Source organism: Streptomyces sp. NPDC048415, assembly GCF_040651675.1.
In the GTDB taxonomy this organism is placed as follows: Bacteria; Actinomycetota; Actinomycetes; order Streptomycetales; family Streptomycetaceae; genus Streptomyces.
Window position 1 is genome coordinate 18,452 of sequence record NZ_JBEZKJ010000055.1, and the last position, 16,001, is coordinate 34,452.

Genomic DNA, 16,001 nt, shown 5'->3' on the forward strand with positions numbered 1-16,001 from the left:
CTATGACCGCCGCCCCTGACCGACCTTCCGACAGGAGCGCCGGATGACCGCCGCCCCTGACCGTCCCTCCGACAGGAGTGCCGCTCGTATGATCCCCACCGTCTCCGCCTCCGGCCTGACCCTCCGTTTCGGCGGGACCGTCGCGCTCGACGACGTCTCCGTGCGGCTCGGCCAGGGAGTCACCGGGCTGCTCGGGCCCAACGGCGCGGGCAAGACCACCTTGCTGCGGGTGCTCGCCACCGCGGTGCCCGCCGACCGGGGCGCCTTCACCGTCCTCGGGCACGACCCGAGTACGACGGCCGGCCGCCTGGACGTGCGGCGCGCACTCGGCTATCTGCCGCAGACACCCGGCTTCCACCAGGATTTCTCGGCCTTCGAGTTCGTCGACTACGTGGCGATCCTCAAGGAACTGACGGACCGGACAGCCCGGCACCGGGAGGTGCGGCGCGTCCTGGAAGCCGTTGATCTGTCCGACGTACGGGGCAAGCGCATCAGGAAGCTGTCGGGCGGCATGCGTCAGCGGGTCGCGCTGGCCGCCGCGCTCGTCGGCGACCCCGGCTTCCTCGTTCTCGACGAGCCGACCGTCGGCCTCGACCCCGAACAGCGCATGCGTTTCCGCGAGTTGATCGCCCAGGCGGGCGAAGGCCGGACGGTGCTGCTGTCCACCCACCAGACCGAGGACGTCGCGATGCTCTGCCACCGCGTGATCGTCATGGCCCGCGGCCGCGTCCGCTTCGAGGGCACCCCCGCCGAGCTGACCGCGCGAGCGGCCGGCCGGGTGTGGAGCAGTACGGAGCGGGACCCCGGCGCGAGAGCCGGATGGCGTACGGGCACGGGCACCTTCCGCAATGTCGGCGACCCGCCCGAAGCCGCCGAACTCCTCGAACCGACCCTGGAGGACGGCTACTTGCTCACCCTGGACGGCGAGCCCGCGGAGGTGGCGGCGTGATCCCCACCGCGAGCACGCTCCTGGAGGCGGCCCCCACGGGGGTGGAGCCGCCCGCCGAGGTCAGGGTGTCCAGGACGGCGGCGGTCCTCGCCCTCGCCCGCTTCGAGGCACGCGAACTGCTCATGCAGATCCCGGTGTTCGTCTTCCTCACCCTGTACGTCGGCTACACCGGCTGGACCCTCTTCTCCGGCGGGGAAGGCATGGACGACTACCCGGTCCTGCAGAACGTCGACCGGGCCACCCAGAGCGCCCCCATGCTCCTCGGCATCGCCCTGCTGGTCTGCGTCAACCGTGCCGTGATGCGCTCACGCCGACAGTCCACCGACCGCCACTTCGACGTGCTGGTCATGGAGCCCTGGCGGCGCACGGTGGCGCACGCGCTGTCCGTCGTGCCGTTCGCCGGGGTCACCGCGCTCGTGGTCGCCTTCCAGTTCGGCTGGTCGGCGCTGAAGCCGGGCGCCGTCGGCCACGGTTCGCTCGCCGAACTGGCCGTGGGCCCGCTGGTGATCCTTCTGTCCGGTGTCCTCGGCGTCCTGCTCGCGCGGCTGATCCCGCGCGGCTTCATCGCGCCGCCCTTCGTGATCGGCGCCTATGTCGTCACCGTCCTCGTGTCCGCGTCCACCCGTGGAACGCACTGGGTGCGCTGGCTCGCGCCGGCCGTCTCCGACGAGGGCGCCGACCCGTTCCCGTCCGATCTGCTGGGCCGCCCGGCGGCGTGGCACGCGCTGTATCTGACGGGGCTCGTGATCCTGCTGCTCTGCGTCGCCGTGCTGATAAACGGCGGCCGTACGCGCATCGTCATGGCGGTGACCGCGGTCGCTCTCGCCGCGACGGCCGTCGGTGTGGCCGGGCAGTCCCCGGGCGACTCGGCCGGGCTGACGGCGGCCCGCGACAAGGCGTCCGTCAGCCCGCAGAAGGTCCAGTCGTGCGTCGCCCACGGCAGATCGACGTACTGCGCCTACCCCGAGTGGACCGGCCTCACCGCCGACTGGGCCGAGGTCGTCGGCCGCGCCCAGTCCCTCGCGGGCGGCGCGGGCGGCGGTGCGCGGCTGACCGTACGACAGCGGGTCGACGCCCGCTACGGCCTGGACGGCGACGCCGCGCTCGAACCGTCCACCACGCCGGGCGCGGTGACCGTCGGCACGCGTTGGGGCGGCAACCGCATCCCCGAGTTCGCGGTCGGCGTCGCCTCGGTCCTGGTGACGGGTGACGAGAAGTCCGCCGGAGAGATGTGCGACGCCCGGATGGTGACGACCATGTGGCTGGCGCTGAGCACCCAGCCCGACCCGATGAAGGCGCTCCGCGACGTCCGTCTCGACGACAGCGTGGAGGGCTCCGCGATCGTGCTCGCTCCTACGGACAGTCTCTCCATGAGCGGGCAACAGACCCAGATTGTCCGGGAGTTGCTTCAGAAGCCGCGCTACAGCGTCACCGCCAAGGTGAAGGCTCACTGGACGGAGCTCACCTCCCCGAAGACGTCCACGGCGCGGGTCGCTCAGCTGTTGGGGGTTCCGGCCGGGGGCAAGGGAGCGGCAGCGGAGAGCGCCTCGTGCGAACAGTGACCGCGCCCGACACCGCTACGCCGACCGGGAGGCCGGCGTACGCCGTGGTCCGCGCGCTGGTGCGGCCCGTGTGGCGCACGGTGCCCTGGTGGGCCCTCGCGGTGGGCGCCGGGCTGGGATTGCTGCTGGCCGGCATCCCGCGGCTGCTGCCGGCCCCGCCCGACGCGTGGCTCTGCCTCAACCTGCTGCGGGCCGCCGCGCTCGCCTTCGGACTTGGCCTGGCGTTCCTGCTGGACGACCCGGCCCGGCACACCACGGCTGTCGTGCCGACCCGGCGTCCCGTGCGCATCGGCCTGCGGGTGGCGTTCGTCGTCCCGTTCGCCGTGCTGTGGTGGACGGCCGCGCTGCTTCTCATACCGGGGCGGGCGCGGCCCCCGGTGGGCGCGGTCAGCCTGGAGGCGGCGGCCACCGCTCTTCTCGCCCTCGCGGCCGCGGCTGTGGCCGTGCGGCTCACGCAGGTGACCGAACCGGGGATCACGCTGGCGGCCGGACTGCTGCCCACCGCGCTTGGCCGCGGCCCTGCTGCTGCCCGACCGCTGGACGCTCGTCGCGGCGGCGACCGACCCGCGCTGGGACGGCGCCCATGTCCGGTGGGCGGTGCTGTTGGTCGTCGCGGCGCTGGTGGGGGCATACTCCACCGCGGAGCCCGCACGTCGGCGCCGGCCGCGCCGGAGAAGCGGTTAGGGCCTGCCCGGCGGATCAGGTCGCAGGGAAGCAACGGTTCCTGTCGGCGCGCGGGTGAGCGGGGCTTGGTGCGTGCAGTTGCAAGGCGGGGGAGGGAGTCGACGCGATGGGGGTCCCCCGCGCGAGCAGGGAAGCAACGGTTCCTGTCGGCGCGCAGGTGAGCGGGGCTTGGTGCGTGCAGCTGCAAGGCGGGGGAGGGAGTCGACGCGATGGGGTCCCCCCGCGCGAGCGAAGCCGGGCGTGGGTCGGCAACCGACGACATCGCGGATGAGGGCCTGCCCGCGCGTGCGAAGTCGGGCGTGGGGGAGTCGGCAACCGACGACAACGCGGATGAGGGCCCGCCCGCGCGTGCGAAGCCGGGCGTGGGGGAGTCGGCAACCGACGACAACGCGGATGAGGGCCCGCCCGCGCGAGCGAAGCCGGGCGTGGGGGAGGGCGTGCCAAGCCCCGCGTCCGCGGCGTGACCCGCGGGACGCTAGGACTCCGTGCGGTACATCAGGTCCGTCTCGTGGGTGAAGAAGCCGAGTCGTTCATACACCGTGACGGCCGCCTTGTTGTCGGCGTCGACGTACAGCATCGCGGTGGGCAGGCCCTGGTCGGCGAGGTGACGGAGCCCGATCGTGGTGAGCGTCTTGCCCAGGCCACCGCCCTGGGAGCCGGGGCGCACCCCGAGGACGTACACCTCGCCGAGCCTCTCTTCGGCGTGGACCTTCGTCCAGTGGAAGCCGATGAGTTCGGTTCCGCGGAAGGCGAGGAAGAAGCCGGACGGGTCGAACCACGGCTGGGCCATCCGGTCGTTCAGGTCGCGCTGGGTGAGGGAGCCCTGTTCGGGGTGGTGGGCGAAGGCCTGGGCGTTCACGGCGAGCCAGGCGGTGTCGTCCTGACCCGGTACGAAGGTGCGGACGCTCACGCCGTCCGGGAGCTTCGGGTCGGGCAGGTCGAAGCCGGTCAACGGGCGCCGCAGCTGGCGCAGTTCGCGGAAGAGGGTGAGTCCGAGGACCTGGGCGAGGTGCCGGGCGGCGGAGTGGCCGCCGTGCGCCCATACCCGCAGCCGCTTGCCGGACTCGGCGAGCAGGGCCGAGCCCAGCGCCCGTCCGTGACCGCGCCCCCGATAGGCGGGGTGTACGACCAGTTCGGCGGCCGGGGCCTCCACCGGGTCGGTGTCCTCCAACTGTGCGTAGCCGACCAGTTCGTCGCCGACGTGCAGCAGCAGATGCCGTACGCCCTCGCGGGACCCGCCCTTGAGCTGTAGCCGTCCCTGCTCGGACACCGCCTGTTGACCGTCGGCCCGGGCGGCGTCCGCGAGCAGCCGGAGTACGTCCTCGGCCTGGGCCGGGGAGAGCGCGGAGTAGGTCTCGATGGAGCGGGAGAGGGGGGTTGGTGCGGTGTCGTCGCTGGTCATGGATACGAGGGTACGGCGCGGTGATTTCGGGACAAGGAGTTGGGCGGGGGAGGGTCCCTACGGGTCGCTTTCCGCCGGGGGTGGGTCGGGGCCGCACCGGTACATCCGCCCGCATCCGGACGGATCGGCTGTGGACTGGAGGGTGCTGGCTTCTTTGGATCCGTCCGGATGCGGGCATTCGATGTACCGGCACGGCCCCTTCCGTGCGTCGGCGGCTGCGGGCCTGTGGGGGCGCGCGATGCGCCGACCCTTCCATGCGTGGGCAGGGGCCGGCCCGGTGAGGCGATGGCAATCAGTCCGTAACCCGAAGGCCCTGTTGTGCTACGCGCGTTGATTCTAAAGTGCGTGCAAAGCCACAGGCCTCGCACAGGGCTCGTGGCTCTCACCGCTCTCACGGTTCCAGGGGGGACCCATGCCACCTACGCCCCGGCGTACCCATCGCATCCTCGCGGCCGCCGCAGGGCTGGCCACCGTCGGTGCGCTGGCCGCAGCGATGCCCGCCAGTGCGGGTCAGGACAAGGCGACGCCGCTGCACCACCAGGGCAGCGGGCGTTATCAGGACGTACAGCTGCTGTCCTTCAACGATCTGCACGGCAACCTGGAGCCGCCGTCCGGGTCCTCGGGCCGTGTGACGGAGCTGCAGGCGGACGGCACCACGAAGACCGTCGACGCGGGCGGGGTGGAGTACCTCGCCACGCATCTGCGCGAGGCCCGCAAGAACAACAAGTACTCGATCACCGCCGCCGCCGGTGACATGGTCGGCGCCTCCCCGTTGATCTCCGGGCTGTTCCACGACGAGCCGACGATCGACGCGCTGAACAAGCTCGACCTGGACGTGACGAGCGTCGGCAACCACGAGTTCGACGAGGGGGCCAAGGAGCTGGCCCGGTTGCAGAACGGCGGCTGTCATCCCAAGGACGGGTGTTATGACGAGAGTGAGGAGTTCACCGGCGCCAACTTTCCGTACCTCGCCGCGAACGTGACGGATGAGAAGACCGGTAAGCCTCTCCTCAAGCCCTACTGGGTGTGGAAGAAGAACGGCGTCAAGGTCGGCTTCATCGGTGTGACGCTCGAGGGCACGCCGAACATCGTCTCCGCCGACGGCGTCAAGGGGCTGAAATTCGGCGACGAGGTCGAGACCATCAACAAGTACGCCAAGGTGCTGCAGAGGCAGGGCGTGAAGTCGATCGTCGCGCTGATCCACGAGGGCGGGGCGCCCGCGTCGACGGCGTACAACTACGACTGCGACAGCCCCGGTGCCGGTGACGGTATCTCCGGGCCGATCGTCGACATCGCCAAGAATGTCACCCCGGCGGTGGACGCCCTCGTCACCGGGCACACCCACCAGGCGTACGCCTGCACGATCAACGATCCGGCGGGCAAGCCCCGCATGGTCACCTCGGCCTCGTCCTTCGGCCGCCTGTACACGGACACGACGCTGACGTACGACCGCTGGACCGGCGACATCGCGCGTACGGCGGTGAAGTCCGCGAACCACGTCGTCACCCGTGATGTGGCCAAGGCCGCGGACATGACCGACCTGATCGCGAAGTGGAAGACCCTCTCCGCGCCGATCGCCTCCCGGCCCATCGGCTATATCGCGGGCGAGATCGGCAACACCGGAACCGAGTCCCCGCTCGGCGACATGATCGCCGACGCGCAGCTCGCCCACGCCAAGTCCCTGGACCCCGAGGCCGACCTCGCCGTGATGAACCCGGGCGGCATCCGTGCCGGGCTCACCTACACCGCGAGCGGCGGTGAGGGTGACGGCGTGGTCACGTACGGGGAGGCGTACACGGTGCAGCCCTTCGCCAACACGGTGAACCTGGTGGATCTGACCGGCGCCCAGGTCATCACCGCACTCCAGCAGCAGGTCAGTGGTTCGAACGAGGCCGCGCCTAAGATTCTTCAGGTGTCGTCCGGGCTGACATACACGCTGGACCTGACCAAGACGGGCGCCGCGCGTGTCGTCACCGACTCCGTCAAGCTCAACGGCACCGCGATCGACCCCGCCGCCACCTACCGCGTCGCGATGAACTCCTTCCTCGCGGGCGGCGGCGACGGCTTCGCCGAACTCGGCAAGGGCAAGAATCCGCTGGTCGGCGGGGATGATCTGGCCGCCTTCGAGGCGTATCTGACGGCCAACTCGTCGGCCACGGCGCCGTATCCGGTGCCGGCGGCGGACCGGATCACGATCGTGAAGTAGATCGTGAAGTAGATCGCATACGGGGGGTAGCGGTTGCGGGGAGGGGCGGTACGCGTGGTCGGATGGATCGATGCGTACCCCCCACCGCATTGCAACGCATTTTGGTTCAAACCCCAACTATTCGAATCCCTATGATGAGCTGGGCGCTCTCGATGACGGTCCGCTGGAGGAGTTCCTCCACGACGCGGACGCCGAGGGTGCCGGGAGCGCTGATGACTGGGCCCCGCCCAATCACCGCCGGGGCTCCCGGCGTCGCCGCAGGCGCTTCGCCGGGGTGTCCCGCGCGGCCAAGGCCCTGATCGGCGTCCTCGTCCTCGCCGCCTTCCTCACCCTCGCCGACCGCTGGGCGCTGCTGTACGCCGAGCACCAGGCGGCGGACAAGCTCAAGGACCAGCTGAACCTGCGCGCCGCGCCCGAGGTCGAGATCGGTGGTTTCCCCTTTCTCACCCAGCTCGCCGACCACCGGCTGGACTCCGTGAAGGTGACCGTGCCGGACGTGGCCGCCGACCGGGTCTCGCTGGCGAAGGTGTCGGCGACCGCGACGGACGTCCGGCTCGACGGCGACGGCCCCGTCGCGATCCGGGGCGCCCGTATCCCCGAGCTGCACGGCGAGGTGCTGCTCTCCTTCGACGACCTCGACCGTGAACTCGGCGCGTCCCAGGTGACGTTCACGGGGCACGGCCGAGATCAGGTGCGGGCGCGCGGCACACTGCCCGTCGCCGGGCACGACCTGAGGCTGCGGGCCGACGCCCGGATCCGCCGCGACGGCGAGCGCGGCATCGCGACACGCATCGGCGGAATGCGCCTGGACATAGGCGACTTGGCGACGTACCGCCCCGGCGTCCGCGCCTCGGAGGGCCTGCACCTCACCCGGCGCTCGGCCGCGCGCCTCGGCCGGGAGAGCGCCAAGGCGCGGGCCCTGCTGTCCGTCCCGTCGATCGTGCGCCGCCTCGGCGTTCCTGACTCGGCGGTCCGGGCGGCCCTGCGCGACGACACCCGCCTCGCCTCCCTGACGGGTTCGGCGTCCTTCGTCCGCGAGGCGATGCGCCTGAACCTCCTCGACGTGGCGGCGGACCACCCCCGGCTCCTTGAGCGCCTCGGCCTCGACCCCGCCCTTCTCGACGGCCTCTCCCGGCTCACCCGTCCTGTCCTCGTGGACCAGCTGTCCCTGGGCTTCCGCCTGCCGCATCCGGCGGACGGGACCATGCGGCTGCGGGATGTGCGGGTGGAGAAGGACGGGATACGGGTGCGGGTCACGGGGGCGGCATTGGTCATCGGGCATTGACAGAGCACCGGCGAGACCAATTAACCTCTGAATTACCTCGGTAAGTTCCAAGTGAAGCCCGTAATAAATTCTGTGTGAGAAGCGGTTCGGTTCCACCGGCGCTCTAAGAATCTCTTTCAGCTGTAATTCATCGAGGTCTAAGCTGAATTCGTGATTTCCGGGTCCGGAGTCCAGTAGTGTTTTCCATGTCGAAAGCGAACAGCGCGAACCGGCAAAGGGAATTCACCCGCTGAGAGAAGGAGAACCCCCATGAGCTTCCACAAGATCGCCCCGGTCAAGAAGCAGCACAAGCCCGCCCCCAAGCACGCCAAGCCCGCTCCGAAGCCCGCCGCCAAGAAGGCCGCCGCTCCGAAGCCGCGCCCGGTGAGCCGTCAGGGCCGCTAGCAGCCAACGGCAGTCGCTGCGAGGCGGGGCCCCGGAAGTGAATTCCGGTGGTCCCGCCTCGGCCATGTTCGGGACGGGTAAGGGGATATGACATGCGGGAAGTGAGAGAGGCGTTCGCGCGCTTCTGGCCGTTGACGCGCGGAGACCGTAAGTGGCTGGTGCTGATCATCGGCTGCGTAGTCGTGGCCGCGCTCGCCGAGACCGCCTCGATCCTGCTCTTCGCGCAGCTCACCGACCACGCCCTCAAGGCGGGCTCGCTGTCCGCGTTCTGGGGGCCGGCCGGGGCCTGGCTCGGCGTCGCCGTGCTCGGCGCGCTCGTCGGCTACCTCGGCAACTCGCTCGCCGTGTGGACCGCCGAAAGATTCGTGCTGCGGCTTCGCGCGGGTGTCTTCCGTCATGTCCAGGGGCTGCCCCCGCACTTCTTCCAGCAGCACCGCCAGGGTGACCTGGTCGAACGCCTCACCGGTGACATCGAGGCCATCGAGCAGATGGTCGTCTCGGGGGTCGTCGGGACCGTCTCCGCCCTCTTCTCGGCGGTCTTCTACTCGGCCGCCGCCCTCTGGCTGCGCTGGGACCTCGCCCTCGTCACCTTCGTCCTCGCTCCCCTCTTCCTCGTCGCCGCCCGCCTTTTCTCCGGGCGCATCAAGACCGCCTCCCAGGAGGAGCGCGCCGCCGACGGCGCGATCACCTCCGTCATCGAGGAGTCGCTCGGCAATGTGGTGCTGACGCAGGCGTACAACCGGCGTCGCGCCGAGGAGAAGCGGCTCGACCGCGAGGCGCGCGCCTGGATGCGGGCGTCCGTGCGCGGCGCGCGGGCGAGCGAGATGTACGAGCAGTTCGTCGAGGTCGTCGAGACGGTGTGCGTGCTCGCCGTGATCGGGCTCGGTGCCTGGGAGATCTCCCAAGGGCGCATGTCCTTGGGGCAGTTGCTCGCCTTCGCCGCCTTCCTGGGGTACCTGTATCCGCCGATCCGCAACCTCGGTCAGCTCGGGCTCACCCTCACCGCCGCCACCGCCGGCGCCGAGCGGCTGCAGGAGATCCTGGACGCGGAGCCGGCGGTCACCGATCCCGCCGATCCGGTGCGGGAATGGCCCGTGCGCGGCTGGGTCAGCTTCCACGGCGCCTCCTTCCGCTACCCGGGCGCCGAGCGCGACTGCCTGCACGATGTGACCTTCACCGGCGGACCCGGTGAACTCGTCCTGATCACCGGTCCGAGCGGCGCCGGAAAGTCGACGCTGTCGAAACTCCTGACCCGCTTCTACGACCCCACGGCGGGCGTCATCTGCCTGGACGGCGTGCCGCTGACCGACGTACCCCTGGAGTTCCTGCGCGAGAACGTCGCGCTGCTGCCCCAGGAGACCCTCATCCTGCACGGCACGATCCGCGAGAACATCGAGTGCGGACGGCCGGGGGCCTCCCTGGCCGACATCGAGCGGGCCGCGCGGGACGCGGACGCGCACGAGTTCATCCGCGCGCTGCCGCGGGGGTACGAGACCCCGATCGCCCCCGGCACCGCGGCGCTCTCCGGTGGCCAGCTCCAGCGCGTGGCCATCGCCCGTGCCATGCTCCGCGCCGCACCCGTCCTCGTGCTCGACGAACCGACCGCCGGCCTCGACGCCCTCGCCGCACACCGGGTGGTCGAGCCCCTGCGCCGCCTGATGGCAGGCCGTACGACCATCATGATCACCCACGACCTGAGCCTGGCGCCCGACGCGGACCGGATCCTCGTCGTGGACGGGGGGCGCCTGGTGGAGGTCGGTACGCATGGGGAGTTGTCGGCGCGGGACGGGGTGTACGCGCAGCTGACTTTTCCGGGCAACAGAGTCCCCGTTGGGGGCCCCTGACGGTATTTCACAGACCCGGGTTCCCATTCCCCGGTGTGACATAGGCCATCTCCGGTATGAGGTGGCTGGATTGTGCCGTGAGAGGGATCCCATGTTTCTATGGGGAACGCAAAGTGGATCTTGGGATTCGGATCCGATGCGTTCGCGGTTCCTTGACCCAGAAACCGCTGTCGGTATCTCACGGGGAGACAATCGAAATGAACAAGGCCATACGTATGCGCCTGATGTCCGGGGCTGCCACCGCGTTCGCGGCCGGTGCCCTCGTGCTGACGGCCGCGCCGGCCCACGCCACCTCGGCCTCCACTTCGGTGGGCATCCCGGGCGGCAACAAGGTCAGTATCAATGCCTGGCACTGCGGCTTCTACGTGAGCGCATGTGACTGGAAAGCGTCCACGAAGATGTCGGGGACGAACCCGCGCAAGGCGAAGTGGATCCAGAACCGCACGGAACTGGCGGCCCACGGCATCAGCGTCTCCATCACCATCTCGAAGAACCCCGAGGCCACGCTCACGATGAAGAGCCGGTCCCTGGGCGAGGTGCGCTGGAAGAACACCAATGCCAACATCTCCGACACCTATGGTCAGATGCGCCCGGGCGGCACCACCACGTACGTCTCGACCAAGAGCTGTGGTTCGGCCCAGGTGACCAGCGCGATCAAGATCAGCGAGAAGTGCGCCTACGCGGGCGCTGCCTGATCATCTTCCGGTAAGGGTGTCACACCGTCGGGCCCGGCGGTGTGACACTTTTCGCTGCGGTGCCGCGCACACAGCGCGGTGAACGTGTAGGACGACGCACGGGGGCGTTCGGTGAGATTCGGTTCGGTGACGCGCTGCGGAAAGCTGGCGTCCCGGTTGGCCGGGGCGGTCATGTGCGCCGCCCTCGTCACTTCATGTACATCCCTGTCCAGTTCCGGCGAACCCGTGCGGCGTGAATCCGCCGCTGCCCGGCAGTTCGACCTCCTGGTCAGTAAGCAGAACGGCTACTACTACCACCCGTTCCTGCGGCAGCAGCCGGCCGGTCCCCAGGCGCAGTCCTTCGCGCTGCGGACGCTTTCCGAACTCGGCCGTGATCCGAAGACGAGCGTGGCTTCGGCGCGGGTCGAGTCCCTGCGCGGCGGAGCGCTGGAGACCTCCTCCCTCTGGGGCCGCGACTGGATGATCCCGCTGTGGCGGGCCGGTGCCGGCAAGGCGCTGGGCGCGGGTGACGCGGCGGACGTGAACAGGCTCCGGGCCAAGGGCGGCTGGTACGTCGACTCCGCCCTCGGCGACGACAGTGACGCGGCGCGACTCGGCGCGACCTGGGCGGCCCTCGAAGTGCTCGACGCACTCGGGCGCGTGGACGACCTCCCGGCGGCGGACCGGGCCGCCACCGTCTCCTGGCTGCGCTCGCAGGCCAGGAAGGTCCGGGCGCTCGACGAGGGCAGTGCCCTGGCCCGCTCGCTGCACTTCCTGCACGAGCCGGTCCCCGGCACCCTCACCCGGATCGCCGCGCCGCGTACGGACGACTTCGCGGACCTCGCGCCCGACGCACGGGCGACCCGGCTCGACGACACGTACAGCTATGCGCTGATCCAGCAGGCCGCGAGGAAGCGGCCCGCCGTGAGCCGCCAGGTATGGGAGCCGGTGCTCCGGGACGGCGCGGCGACGCTCCCGTACGAGCAGCTCTACGAACTGGTCCACGTCTTGAAGGCGGCCGGTTCGCCCAAGAGCGTGTTCGCGCCGGTGCTGAAGCGGCTCGACGGCGACCGGCTCGACGACGGGACCGTGCGCGACCCCGACGCCTACATCGGCGACCCGGACGCCTCTCTCTTCGTGCAACGCCTACGGGCGCTGGCCGGATGGTCGCGCAAGGATCCCGGCCTGCTGGCGGCCCTCGAGCGGGAGGAGAAGTCCGACGACGTCAGTCAGGAAGGCGCCGAGCGGCTGAGCCGGGCCGCTCTGCGCAAGGTCACCGCGGGCGGCGGCACCGGCGAGCGGACGCGGCAGCTGTGCGCCGACCCGCGGGTACTGCCCACCACCGTGACCGAGCGGAACGCCACGCAGTGGCAACGGACCACTCTCAACTGCGCCGACGCCGGGGCTTCGGTCGCCGTCCCCAAGATCGCCACCTGGAGCCCGGACACCCCGGAGCGGGTCGTCGCGGCGGCCACGGTCGCCGTCGGGCTCGCCGACGGCGGGCGGCGTGACAATATCCCGTCCTGGATCACCGCCGATGCCCTGAAACCCTGGGCGCAGAACCCGGACCGGTTCACCTCCGTCTACACCTATGCCTTGGTCGTACGGGCGTACTCGTTGCTCGGTGGCGCACTGGACGCGTCGCTGCGCGAAGCCCTCGGGCGCGGCATCACGCCGTACGGCGGCTGTCCCGGACTGCCCGGCCTGTACCAGGTCGGCGGCGGGGACTCCGCCTGCGACCTGAAGACCACCTGGGCGGTGTGGACGCTGGACCGTCAACTGCACGGCGCCATGGGCTGGCTGCCGGCCCCGAAGAACGGAAAGTGAGCGAGAGTTCGGTGAACGCACTGCTGCGCGCCGAGGGCGTGGGCAAGTCCTACTCCCTGCGCGGAAGGAGGGTCGACGTCCTGCGTGGCGTCGACCTCGCCGTGAGGGGTGGCGAGGTCACGGCCCTGGTCGGCCACTCGGGCTCCGGGAAGACCACCCTCCTGCACATCCTCGGACTGCTGACCCCGCCCGACAGCGGCCGGGTGTTCGTCGAGGGCACGGACACCGCGGGGCTGGGTGACGGCGCGCTGGCGGATCTGCGCCGCGGCCGGCTCGGGTTCGTGTTCCAGTCGTACAACCTGCTGCCGCAGCACTCGGCGTTGCGCAATGTCGTCCTGCCGTTCGTCGGCCGCCGCGCCGAGGGCGAGGCACGCGCCCGTACGTTGCTGGAGCGGGTCGGGCTCGCCGAGCGCGCCGACCATCTGCCCGGCGAACTGTCCGGCGGCGAGCAGCAACGGGTGGCTCTGGCACGGGCGCTGATCAACGACCCGCCCGCGGTACTGGCTGACGAGCCCACCGGAAACCTCGACTCGCAGAGCGAGGACGTGCTGCTCGGACTGTTCCGGGAACTGGCCGACGAGGGCCGGGCCGTGCTCCTGGTCACGCACAATCCGGCGGTGTCGGAGTTCGCGGATGTGGTGCACCGCCTGGAGCAGGGCACGTTCACGCCGGTCACAGAGACCACAGAAGCCACAGAAGTCACAGAGGCCACGCCGGTCGCGGCGGAAAAGTCCGCGGGTAAGCGGGCCAGGGCCGAGACCGGACGGGCCGAGGCCAAGAAGCAGCAGACGGAGAGCGCCGAATGAACGTCTTCAGCCTGGCGCTGGCCAACGTCCGTGCCCTGCGCCGCCGCCTGCTCGGCCTCGTGGCACTGGTCTCGGTCGCCGCAGCCGTCTGCCTCGGCGCACTGGGCATCGCCAACAGCGCCCAGGGCGTCACCGACTCGGGCGTCAAGGAGAGCAGCGCCAACCGCAGCATCACGGTCGACCGCCCCGACTCCCGCCCCGACACCCCGCAGCTCACGGACCGTACCGCCGCCCGGCTGGCGAAGCTGCCGCACGTCGAGTCGGTGCAGCACCGGGCGCAGGCGTCGTTCGGGGTGCTGACCAAGGCGGGCGACACCGTCTTGCTGTACGCCACGACCTACCGCCCCGCACTGCCCCCGCCGGTCACCAAGTCCGTACGCAAGCAGCTCTTTCCACTGCACCCGGGCGAGATCGTGGCCCCGGCCGCGTCCCAGGGCGTGGACCTGAGCAAGCTGGTGGGCCACGAGATAGAGATCGAGACCACCCGCTTCGTACGGCAGGGCGAGGGGACCGGAGTCAGCGGCCACGCCCGCCTTGTCGGGGTGTACGACCCGACCTGGCAGCTGGACAACCCGGATGCCGCGTACGCCGCTGACTCCACGGTGGTCAAGTGGGCGGCGCAGCGGTCCGGTGAGCCGGAGAAGAGCTACCTCTCCACTGTTGGCTACGACCAGCTGACCGTGGTCGCGAAGACCGCCGCGGACGTGCCGGACGTGACGAAGGCCGTGCAGAAGCTGGGCTATCCGGCGGTCACCCTTCAGCAGCAGCTCAACGCGCTGCCCGGCGTCCTGGAGATGATCAGGATGGTCGGCCAGGTGCTGCTCGGTGTGCTCGGTGTGCTGGCGTTCGTCGGCGCGGTCACCGTGACGGGCGCGCTCTCGCGGCAGCGGGCGCAGGAGATCGGCATCCTCAAGGCGGTCGGATTCCGTACCAGGTCGGTGCTGACGATGCTCGTCACGGAGATGGCGCTGGTCGGAGTCGTGGCCGCGCTGATCGGCACCGTGCTCGGCGCGGTGCTCGGCAGCGGTGCCGCGGCCCTGCTGCGCGGCAGCGCGGACCTGGCGCCGTATGTCAAGGGCTGGGTGCTGCTGCCGTCGGCGGGCACCCTGCTTCTGCTCCTCGCCCTGACGGTGCTGGTGGTGGCGATGGGTTCGCTGGTCCCGGCGCGCAGGGCCGCGAGCATGTCCCCCACAGATGCGATGAAGGACTGGTGAACCACTCCATGGCGTACCCCACGACGCGTAAGCACCTCACGCGGCGAGCGGGCCTCCTGCTGGCCGGCCTCGGCACCACGGTCGCGCTGACGACGGCCTGTTCCGGGCCGGGCGGGGTGGATCTGGGCACGGACTGGAAGGGCTCCTCGACCTTCGCGCTCGCCAAGGTCGACGGCCTGGTGACGGTGGTCGGGATCAACCCGGACAAGTCCAGGGCGCAGAGCCTGGCCGTCGTGCCCCAACAGGCCGACGACGACGCGTCGATCAGCCCGCACATAGTTCAACTGGCTGACGGCCGCTGGCTGTTGAGCGTGCCCCGCAAGAACGGCAAGCCGGACCGGCGCTACGAGGTCAACCGCAAGGACCACACCCTCGACGGCCTGACCGGCGATGAGCGGCTGCGCCGGATCCTGCCCGGCAGGACGCTGGTCGCCGAAGTCGCGGGGCTGCCCGACACCAAGTCGGACAAGGGGGACGCCGAGACCAGTGTGCTGGTCCGCGATCCGGCCGACTGGGCCACCAAGCGTGAGCTGAAGGTCCCCGGCACGCTCACCCTCGCGGCCTCCGACCCGGCCTCGGACACGATCTGCCTGGGCAGTGGTTCGGGTACCGGCACGAAGATCTCCGTCGCGCGGCTGACCGACGGCAGGATCACCGCCGTACGCGTCCCGAGCGGCCTGGATGTCCAGGAGCTGGCCTGCCCGGCCGGACGTCCGGTCGTCGTCGGCTCGCCTGCCTCGGGATCCGCCGGCACATCCGGGGGAGCCGTCAAGGTCGCCCTCACGCGCGGCGGCGACGCGACGGTCGTCTCGGTGCACGGCGGCCGGGTCGACGCGGTGGCGGCGACGGACTCGTCGGTCGTCGTGGCGGTGGCCACGGGCGGCGGCACCGAGCTGGTGGAGCTCGACGCCACCACCGGCAAGGAACTGCACCGCGCCCGCGTCAAGGGCCTCACCGGCTCCCTGAACCTCACCCACACCTCGGCGGGCTGGCTCGTCTACGCCGAGAAGACGGTGACCCGCGTGGACCTCACGACAGGCAGGACCAAGCGGTTCGACCTGCCGGGAACCCTGCTGGATTCCTGACGGAAGGTAGGCGGGGAGGCTGGGGAGCGGTTGTCCCGGCTCGCCCAGCCTCCCGGAGTCCCGGGGCGGCCCCCCGGCC

At 70.7% G+C, this 16,001-nt stretch carries 13 protein-coding genes; 12 read left to right on the forward strand and 1 reads right to left on the reverse strand.

Annotated elements, in window-relative coordinates; all coding sequences use genetic code 11:
- Positions 1-88 precede the first annotated feature (88 nt).
- Genes AB0D27_RS29400 through AB0D27_RS29410 form a run of 3 tightly spaced genes read left to right on the forward strand, consistent with a single transcriptional unit; the run spans position 89 to position 3,356 of the window.
- On the forward strand, positions 89-949 hold the full coding sequence (locus tag AB0D27_RS29400) for an ABC transporter ATP-binding protein (protein WP_362514941.1): 861 nt from the start codon (positions 89-91) through the stop codon (positions 947-949).
- 41 nt (positions 950-990) lie between these two features.
- The gene (locus AB0D27_RS29405) at positions 991-2,511 is read left to right on the forward strand and encodes an ABC transporter permease (RefSeq protein ID WP_362514995.1); all 1,521 of its coding nucleotides are present in this window, start codon (positions 991-993) and stop codon (positions 2,509-2,511) included.
- Complete coding sequence (locus AB0D27_RS29410) at positions 2,499-3,356, forward strand: hypothetical protein (protein ID WP_362514942.1); 858 nt, start codon at positions 2,499-2,501, stop codon at positions 3,354-3,356. Before AB0D27_RS29405 ends, AB0D27_RS29410 begins: the two co-directional genes overlap by 13 nt.
- A 314-nt stretch (positions 3,357-3,670) precedes the next feature.
- Here AB0D27_RS29410 and mshD read toward each other — a convergent pair whose 3' ends face one another.
- Positions 3,671-4,597 carry a mycothiol synthase gene (mshD, locus tag AB0D27_RS29415; RefSeq protein ID WP_362514944.1) on the reverse strand — a complete coding sequence of 309 codons (927 nt, stop codon included), beginning with the start codon at positions 4,595-4,597 and terminating at the stop codon, positions 3,671-3,673.
- Positions 4,598-5,009: 412 nt separating this feature from the next.
- On the opposite strand from mshD, the gene AB0D27_RS29420 reads away from it, so the two are divergent.
- From AB0D27_RS29420 to AB0D27_RS29460, 9 genes are all read left to right on the forward strand, one after another.
- Positions 5,010-6,803, forward strand: a complete 1,794-nt coding sequence (locus tag AB0D27_RS29420; RefSeq protein WP_362514945.1) for a bifunctional metallophosphatase/5'-nucleotidase — start codon at positions 5,010-5,012, stop codon at positions 6,801-6,803.
- Positions 6,804-6,873: 70 nt separating this feature from the next.
- Entirely contained in the window at positions 6,874-8,088 is a 1,215-nt protein-coding gene (locus tag AB0D27_RS29425; RefSeq protein ID WP_362514947.1) for a DUF2993 domain-containing protein, read from the forward strand.
- A gap of 249 nt (positions 8,089-8,337) precedes the next feature.
- Positions 8,338-8,472, forward strand: a complete 135-nt coding sequence (locus AB0D27_RS29430; protein ID WP_362514948.1) for a hypothetical protein — start codon at positions 8,338-8,340, stop codon at positions 8,470-8,472.
- Between the two features lie 92 nt (positions 8,473-8,564).
- Complete coding sequence (locus tag AB0D27_RS29435) at positions 8,565-10,316, forward strand: ABC transporter ATP-binding protein (protein WP_362514950.1); 1,752 nt, start codon at positions 8,565-8,567, stop codon at positions 10,314-10,316.
- Between the two features lie 197 nt (positions 10,317-10,513).
- Positions 10,514-11,011, forward strand: a complete 498-nt coding sequence (locus AB0D27_RS29440; protein ID WP_362514951.1) for a hypothetical protein — start codon at positions 10,514-10,516, stop codon at positions 11,009-11,011.
- 225 nt (positions 11,012-11,236) lie between these two features.
- Positions 11,237-12,817 (forward strand): hypothetical protein, encoded by a 1,581-nt coding sequence (locus AB0D27_RS29445; RefSeq protein ID WP_362514952.1) that lies wholly within the window; start codon positions 11,237-11,239, stop codon positions 12,815-12,817.
- 11 nt (positions 12,818-12,828) lie between these two features.
- The gene (locus tag AB0D27_RS29450) at positions 12,829-13,623 is read left to right on the forward strand and encodes an ABC transporter ATP-binding protein (protein ID WP_362514997.1); all 795 of its coding nucleotides are present in this window, start codon (positions 12,829-12,831) and stop codon (positions 13,621-13,623) included.
- The gene (locus AB0D27_RS29455; protein ID WP_362514954.1) at positions 13,620-14,837 is read left to right on the forward strand and encodes an ABC transporter permease; all 1,218 of its coding nucleotides are present in this window, start codon (positions 13,620-13,622) and stop codon (positions 14,835-14,837) included. Before AB0D27_RS29450 ends, AB0D27_RS29455 begins: the two co-directional genes overlap by 4 nt.
- Before the next feature lie 8 nt (positions 14,838-14,845).
- Positions 14,846-15,922: a hypothetical protein gene (locus tag AB0D27_RS29460; RefSeq protein WP_362514956.1), complete on the forward strand. Its 1,077-nt coding sequence runs from the start codon at positions 14,846-14,848 to the stop codon at positions 15,920-15,922.
- Positions 15,923-16,001: the final 79 nt, after the last annotated feature.